General features: G+C 72.1%; 7 protein-coding genes. 4 read left to right on the forward strand and 3 right to left on the reverse strand.

What is annotated here, in order from left to right:
- The first annotated feature begins 16 nt into the window (after positions 1–16).
- Positions 17–655 carry a TetR/AcrR family transcriptional regulator gene (locus tag MTF69_RS41630; protein ID WP_243342032.1) on the forward strand — a complete coding sequence of 213 codons (639 nt, stop codon included), beginning with the start codon at positions 17–19 and terminating at the stop codon, positions 653–655.
- Here the strand turns inward: MTF69_RS41630 and MTF69_RS41635 are convergent.
- Positions 652–2130 carry a hypothetical protein gene (locus tag MTF69_RS41635; RefSeq protein WP_279346892.1) on the reverse strand — a complete coding sequence of 493 codons (1479 nt, stop codon included), beginning with the start codon at positions 2128–2130 and terminating at the stop codon, positions 652–654. The genes MTF69_RS41630 and MTF69_RS41635 overlap by 4 nt on opposite strands.
- Positions 2131–2215: 85 nt before the next feature.
- On the opposite strand from MTF69_RS41635, the gene MTF69_RS41640 reads away from it, so the two are divergent.
- Positions 2216–2872 carry a DUF305 domain-containing protein gene (locus tag MTF69_RS41640; RefSeq protein WP_243342034.1) on the forward strand — a complete coding sequence of 219 codons (657 nt, stop codon included), beginning with the start codon at positions 2216–2218 and terminating at the stop codon, positions 2870–2872.
- 52 nt (positions 2873–2924) lie between these two features.
- Positions 2925–4280, forward strand: a complete 1356-nt coding sequence (locus tag MTF69_RS41645) for an FAD-dependent oxidoreductase (RefSeq protein WP_243342035.1) — start codon at positions 2925–2927, stop codon at positions 4278–4280.
- A 124-nt stretch (positions 4281–4404) separates the two neighbouring features.
- Here MTF69_RS41645 and MTF69_RS41650 read toward each other — a convergent pair whose 3' ends face one another.
- Positions 4405–4752, reverse strand: coding sequence for a helix-turn-helix transcriptional regulator (locus MTF69_RS41650; RefSeq protein ID WP_243342036.1), 348 nt, complete (start codon positions 4750–4752; stop codon positions 4405–4407).
- Positions 4753–4872: 120 nt separating this feature from the next.
- On the reverse strand, positions 4873–5973 hold the full coding sequence (locus MTF69_RS41655; protein WP_243342037.1) for an NADH:flavin oxidoreductase/NADH oxidase: 1101 nt from the start codon (positions 5971–5973) through the stop codon (positions 4873–4875).
- A gap of 207 nt (positions 5974–6180) precedes the next feature.
- Between MTF69_RS41655 and MTF69_RS41660 the strand changes: the two genes are divergently transcribed.
- On the forward strand, positions 6181–7272 hold the full coding sequence (locus MTF69_RS41660) for a sialidase family protein (RefSeq protein WP_243342038.1): 1092 nt from the start codon (positions 6181–6183) through the stop codon (positions 7270–7272).
- Positions 7273–7396: the final 124 nt, after the last annotated feature.

A 7396-nucleotide genomic window follows, 5' to 3' on the forward strand; every position in this document is an offset into this window, starting at 1 on the left:
CAACGCAGGAGCAAGCATGTCCCCGCGCAGCGCATCGGTCAATGAAGAATTGCGCAGGCGTTCCCGGGAGCGGCTGCTGCAGGCCACGGTCGAGCTGGTCGCGGAGCGCGGCTTCGAGGCCACCACGCTCGGGGACATCGCCGACCGGGCCGGAGCCGCCCGCGGCCTGGTGTCGTACTACTTCCCGGGAAAGCGCCAGCTCCTGCAGTCCGCCGTGCACCGGCTGATGCACCTCACCCTGGAAGCGGCGCTGGAGCGGGAGCCGCGGCCCGAGGGACCCGACGCCGGCCGGGAGCGCCTGGCCCGGGCCATCGACGCGATCCTCGGGCTGGCCGGGGACCAGCCCCGGCTGATGCGGACCCACATGGCGGGGATCCTGCAGGCGGAGGGGTTCGTCCAGTGCGCCGAGCAGCAGCGGCTCGCGGAGCTGCTGCGGGACACCGTCCTACGGTACGGATCGGCGAACGTGGACACCGACTACCCGCTGCTGCGGGCGCTGCTGATGGGCGCGGTGGTGGCGGTCCTGCTGCCGGGCGCGCCGATGCCGGCGGCCCGGCTGCGGGCCGAGCTGTTCCAGCGGTACGGGCTGGACTGGGAGTCGGGTGTCCCGCCGGACGGCGGACCGCCCGGCGGAACGTTTCCCTCGCCCCGTTAGTGGTAGACGGGCTGGGTCTGCACGTTGAGCCGGTCCAGCCACACCCACTTGGCGCTGTCGGTGCGCCAGTCGTCGAGCCGCAGCACGTCGAGGCCCTTGACGATGTCGTTCGAGTAGATGTGCCCGTTGTAGTAGTACGCGGACCAGGATCCGCCGAGGCCGAGCTTGTCGGTGGTCAGCGGGCCCCGCTCGAAGTAGGCGATCTCCTTCGGGCTGCTTGAGTCGGTGAACTCCCAGACGGAGATGCCGCCCTGGTACCAGGCCTGGACCATGATGTCGCGGCCGCCGCCGACCGGGATCAGCGAGCCGTTGTGGGCCACGCAGTTCTCGGTGTCGGCCTGCAGGCGCGGGATCTTGAAGTAGCTCTTGAAGACGAGCTTGCGCTGGTCACCGCGGCCGGTGATCTCGTAGATGCCGTCGGCTCCCCGGGTGGGGCCGGTGGCCTCGTTGCAGGTGGCGCCGCCACCGCCGCCCAGTTCGTCGGTGAACACCACCTTGTTCGCCCGCTCGTTGAAGGTGGCCGAGTGCCAGAAGGCGAAGTTCACGTTGTCCTGGACCCGGTCGATGACGCGCGGTTCCTCGGGCTTGCTGATGTCGAAGAGGATGCCGTCGCCCATGCAGGCGCCCGCGGCGAGGTTCTTGGAGGGCAGCACGGTGATGTCGTGGCAGCCCGTGGTCTTGGAGACGCCGGGATTGGTGGGACTGCCCGGGTTGCCGCCGTCCGGGAAGAGGATCGGGAAGGCCACGACCGCGGCCTGCGTCGGGCTCTTCTTGGGGACCTTCACGACCGAGATGCCGTCGTGCGGCGGCTTGCAGTCGGGGAAGGCGTCGTTCGGGCTGTACGAGGAGACGTAGAGGTAGGCGTCCCGGCCGCCCGGCACCAGCGTGTGGGTGTGGGAGCCGCACGGGGTCTCGACGGACTTGATGTACTTGGGGTTCTTCTTGTCCTTGATGTCGAAGATCTTGATGCCCTCCCACGAGGACTTCTCCGTGGCGGGCTGCGAGACGCTGTTGCAGGAGTCGTCGCTGCGCGAGGAGTCGGTGGACAGGAAGAGCAGGTCCCCGTCGACCGAGATGTCGTTCTGCCCGCCGGGGCACAGCACTTCGGTGACCTTCTTCGGCGCCTTGGGGTTGCCGATGTCATAGATCGTGAAGCCGTTGTAGTTGCCCGCGTAGGCGTACTTGCCCTGGAACGCCATGTCGGAGTTGATGACGGTCGGGTTGGAACTGGGGATGTTGGCCAGGGGTTTGATGTTCCGGCTGTGGACGATCTCGTCCTGGCCCGGTATCTCGCCCGGCGCCAGCTCCCGGCCCGCGTCGGCCGCGGTGGCGGCGCTATGCGACGTACCCGCGCCCGGGAGGAGGTCTCCCGGGTCGGGGGTGGCGGCCGCGGGTCCGGCCGCCAGTAACGTGGTGAGGAGTCCGGCCGCGGCTGCGGCCACTCCCAGGGATCCGCGCCGTCTGCTGGTGTGCATCGAGGTCACTGTGCCCTCCCATGAGTCCGATCGGTTCCGCCCGTGGTGGGAACGGAACGCGGACCCCGGCAGTATGGTCCTTTGCATGGACATGGCGAAAGTCTCACTCGGGCGAATCGTCGGAGCGGCCCTGACCGCAGGGCTCCTGCTCCCCCTCACCGGCTGCACGGACGGCGGCGGGACGGACGGCGCGGCCGCCGACGGCAAGCCGATGGTGATCGCCCCCGGCAAACCCGGCGAGAAGGCGCGCACCATCTCCCCCGAACAGGCGGCGAAGGAGCTGCCCGACGACACCCCCAACGCGGCGGACCGAGCGTACGTGCGGAACATGATCGAACACCACGGGCAGGCGCTGACCATGAGCGCCCTCGCGCCGGACCGGGCCGCGGCCGACGGGGTCAAACGGCTCGCCGAGCGGATCGCGGCCGCGCAGAAGCCCGAGATCGGCGCGATGGAGGGATGGGCGGCCCGCAACCCGGCGCCCAGCGCCGGCCCGGGAGGCCACGACCACGAGACGATGCCCGGCATGGCCACCGGGCAGCAGCTCGAGGAGCTGGCCGCGGCCAGGGGGCCGGACTTCGACCGGCTCTTCCTCGCTCTGATGACCGCCCACCACGAGGGCGCCCTGAAGATGGCGGGCGAGGTCCTGGCCTCGGGCAACAACACCGCCGTGGAGGAGATGGCCAACGAGGTGGCGGCCACCCAGAGCGCCGAGATCCACCGGATGCGCGCGATGGGCTGACGGCCCCGGCACCCGGTGGCATGCTGGGAACACCTGCGGGAGGAGCTCCGCCGTGCTTCGTATCGCCGTCGTCGGATCGGGCCCCAGCGGGGTCTACGCCGCACAGACACTCGTACAGCAGCGTGAGGTGCCGGGCATCCGGGTCGACGTGCTCGACCGGCTGCCGGCTCCGTACGGCCTCGTGCGCTACGGGGTGGCCCCCGACCACGAGAAGATCAAGTCCCTGCAGGGCAGCCTGCGCACCGTGCTGGAGGACGAGCGGATCCGCTTCCTCGGGAACGTCGAGGTCGGCGGGGACGCGCTGCCCACCGCCCGGCTCCTGGAGCTGTACCACGCGGTGGTGTACTGCGTGGGCGCGGCCAGGGACCGGATGCTCGGCATCCCCGGCGAGGACCTCGCCGGGGTGCACTCCGCCACGGCCTTCGTGGCGTGGTACAGCGGCCATCCGGACGCCGCGGCCGAGGCCTTCGGGCTGCCCGGGGTGGATTCCGCGATCGTGGTCGGCGCCGGGAACGTGGCGGTCGACGTGACGCGGATCCTGGCCCGGGGTGTGCCGGAGCTGACCCCCACCGACATGCCGCAGCCTGCCCTGGGGGCGCTCGGCGCCAGCGGGGTGCGCGCCGTCCACATGGTGGCCCGACGCGGTCCCTCGCAGGGCAAGTTCACCACGAAGGAGCTGCGCGAGCTGGGCACGCTGCCGGGCGTGGACGCACTGGCGGACCCGGCGGAGCTGGCCCTCGACCCGGCGTACGCGGAGCCCGGCGCGGCCCTGCCCGCGGTGAACCGGCGCAACGTGGAGGTGCTGCGCGGCTGGGCGGCGGCTCCGGCGAGCGGCGGGGACCGGCGGATCGCCCTGCGGTTCTTCCTGCGCCCGGTGGAGGTGCTCGGCGGGCCGGACGGCCGGGTCACCGGGATGCGGTTCGAGCGGACGGCTCCCGACGGCCTGGGCGGGGTCACCGGTACGGGGGTCTACGAGGACGTCCCGGCGCAGTTGGTCCTGCGCTCGGTGGGGTACCAGGGCGTGCCGCTGCCCGGGCTGCCCTTCGACGAGCGGCGCGGTACGGTCCCGCACGCGGCGGGCCGGGTGCTCCGGGAGGGACGTGCCTCGGTCGGCGAGTACGTGGCGGGCTGGATCAAGCGCGGCCCGACCGGGGTCATCGGCACCAACCGGCCCTGCGCGAAGGAGACGGCCTCCTCCCTGCTCCAGGACGCGGGGGCGCTGGCCCGGCGCGACCGGGAGCCGGACCCGCTGGAGGCCCTGCGGGAGGCGGGGCTGCGACCGGTCCGGTGGCCGGGGTGGCTGGCCATCGAGACGGCGGAGGCGGAACTGGGGCGGTCCCTGGGCCGGCGCTCCGTCAAGATCCCGGACTGGGCGGGCCTGCTGGCCGCGGCGGGCGGCACGGACTGATCTCCGGCCAGGACTCCTGGTTCCGACTCCTGGTTCCGACTCCTGGTTCGGACTCCTGGTTCGGACTCCTGGTTCCGACTCCTGGTTCGGACTCCTGGCCGGCCTTCGGACTCCGGCCCGGCCGTCAGGCCCGGTCGCGCGTCTCCTCGGCGGCGGCCGCCGCGAGGACGCCGTCGAGGAGCCCGGGGAACAGCTCCGCCAGCTCGGCGCGGCGCAGCCCGTTCAGCTTGGCCGTGCCGCGGTAGCACTGGCGCACGACACCGCTCTCGCGCAGGACGCGGAAGTGGTGCGTGGTCGTGGACTTGGTGACCGGGAGCTCGAAGTAAGAGCAGGCCAACTCGGCGTCCGTGGCCGCGAGATCGCGGACGATGGACAGCCGGACCGGGTCCGAGAGGGCGTGCAGGACCCCTTCGAGCCGGATCTCGGCGGCCTCGGGGTGGGCGAGGACACGGGCCGCGTCACGTTCCGTCATGTCCGTACTCCACTCGCTGGGTGATGCCTGGTCTCCGCCTCCATCGTACGAGAACCATCGTAGGAGCGGAGCCGAACGGCGGGTGCGGCGCGGGACCCCCGTCCCCCGCGCCGCACCGGTTCACCAGGAGCGGTGGTACTGCTCGGGCGTACGGATCTCCGCGCCGAGCTCGGCGGCCGCGCGGCGGGCCCAGAACGGGTCGCGCAGCAGTTCGCGGCCCAGCAGGACGGCGTCGGCCTCGCCGTTGGCCAGGATCTTCTCGGCCTGCTCCGGTTCGGTGATCAGGCCCACGGCGGCGACCGGGAGGGTGGTCTCGGCCTTGACCCGGGCCGCGAAGGGCACTTGGTAGCCGGGGCCGACCGGGATCGTCACGCCGGGGGCGAGGCCTCCGGTGGAGACGTCGAGGAGGTCCACGCCGTGCTCCTCGAGCAGCCCGGCCAGCCGGACCGTCTCGTCCGCGGTCCAGCCGTCCTCCTCCAGCCAGTCGGTGGCGGAGATGCGGAAGAACAGCGGCAGCTCCTCGGGCCACACCGCCCGTACTGCGTCGACGACTTCGAGGGCGAGGCGGGTGCGGTTCTCGAAGGAGCCGCCGTACTCGTCGGTGCGCTTGTTGACGTGCGGGGAGAGGAACTCGCCGATCAGGTAGCCGTGGGCGCCGTGGACCTCGACGACCTGGTAGCCCGCGGCGAGCGAGCGCCGGGCGGCGGCCGCGAACTGCTCCACGACGTCCCGGATCTCCCGGACCGTCAGCTCGTGCGGGACCTGGTGGTCCGCGGAGAACGGCACGGGGCTCGGGGCGCTGGGCCGCCAGCCGTGCGCCTCGGGTCCGACGGGCCGCCCGCCCTTCCAGGGACGGTCGACGGAGGCCTTGCGGCCGGCATGAGCGAGCTGGATGCCGGGGACCGCGCCCTGGCTCTTCACGAAGTCGGTGATCCGGCGCAGCGCCTCGACCTGCGTGTCGTTCCAGATGCCGAGGTCGTACGGCGAGATCCGCCCCTCGGGCGCGACGGCCGTGGCCTCCTGGATGATCAGGCCGGTGCCGCCGGTGGCGCGGGCCGCGTAGTGCGCGAAGTGCCAGTCGTGGGCGACCCCGGCTTCGGGACCGGAGGGCTCGGCGCTGTACTGGCACATCGCTGCCATCCACACCCGGTTCGGGACGGTGACCGAGCGGATGGTCCACGGCTGGAACAGGGCGGCGAAGGAAACGGGAGCAGCACTCATGAGGGGTCTCCAAGGGCGGCGGCTGGAAGCGCACCGGGGAACCGGCCGCTAAGTACGAGATTCACCGTACTACGAAATCTCTCGTACTACGAGACCTTTCGTACGACGGGGGCGGACTCGCGCGCCGCGACCTGCCCCTGTCAGTGGTCGGGTGCAGACTGGCGGAAAAGCTGCCGTGCAGGACAAAGACGTCCGGAGGTGTCGGCCATGACCGACGTGGTACTGCTCGCGGGGACCCGCAAGGGACTGTTCATCGGCCGCCTGGGCTCCGGCGGCACCTGGGAGTTCGGCGAGCCGCAGTTCAACGCCCAGGCGGTCTCGGCCGTCGCCATCGACCGGCGCGGCGGCGCGCCCCGGCTCCTGGTCGCCGGGGACAGCACCCACTGGGGGCCGTCCGTCTTCAGCTCCGACGACCTGGGCGCGACCTGGCAGGAGCCCGCCGCGGCCGCCGTGAAGTTCCCCGAGGACACCGGAGCCTCCCTGGAGCGGGTCTGGCAGCTCCATCCGGCCGGCCCGGAGGCCCCCGGCGTGGTCTACGCGGGGACCGAACCGGCCGCGCTGTTCCGCTCGGCCGACCGCGGCGAGTCCTTCGAGCTGGTCCGCCCCCTGTGGGAACACCCGACCCGGGACAAGTGGGTCCCGGGCGGCGGCGGCGAAGGCCTGCACACGGTGATCACCGACCCGGGCGACCCTGACCTGGTCACGGTGGCGGTCTCCACGGCCGGGGTGTTCCGGACCACGGACGGCGGGGCGAGCTGGGCCCCGTCCAACCACGGGGTCTCGGCGGTGTTCCTGCCCGATCCGGATCCCGAGTTTGGCCAGTGCGTGCACAAGATCGCCCAGGACGCGGGGGACACCGACCGGCTGTACCTGCAGAACCACTGGGGCGTGTACCGCAGCGACGACGCCGGGACCCACTGGACGGACATCGGCGCCGGCCTGCCCTCCGACTTCGGCTTCGCGGTGGCCGCCCACCCGCACCGGCCCGGCACCGCCTACGTCTTCCCGCTCAACGCCGACATCGACCGCGTCCCGGCGGAGCACCGCTGCCAGGTCTTCCGGACCCAGGACGCGGGCGCGACCTGGGAGCCCCTGACGAAGGGCCTGCCGTCAGGGGACCACTACGGCACGGTGCTGCGGGACGCGCTCTGCACGGACGACGCGGACCCGGCCGGAATCTACTTCGGGAACCGCAACGGCGAGCTGTACGCCAGCCAGGACGACGGGAACAGCTGGCAGTTGCTGGCCGAGCACCTCCCCGACGTCCTGTGCGTACGGGCCGCCGTACTGAACGGCTAGACGCCGGCGCCGGCGGCCCGTACCCGCGTCCACCCGCGTCCGGGCCCTCAGCCGGTCCTACGTTGTTGTGTGGGTTGGACGGGCCAGTCGTAAGGTCCAGAGATCCAGAGACACCGGGTATGGC

The organism is Streptomyces sp. AP-93 (assembly GCF_022808175.1).
In the GTDB taxonomy this organism is placed as follows: Bacteria; Actinomycetota; Actinomycetes; order Streptomycetales; family Streptomycetaceae; genus Streptomyces.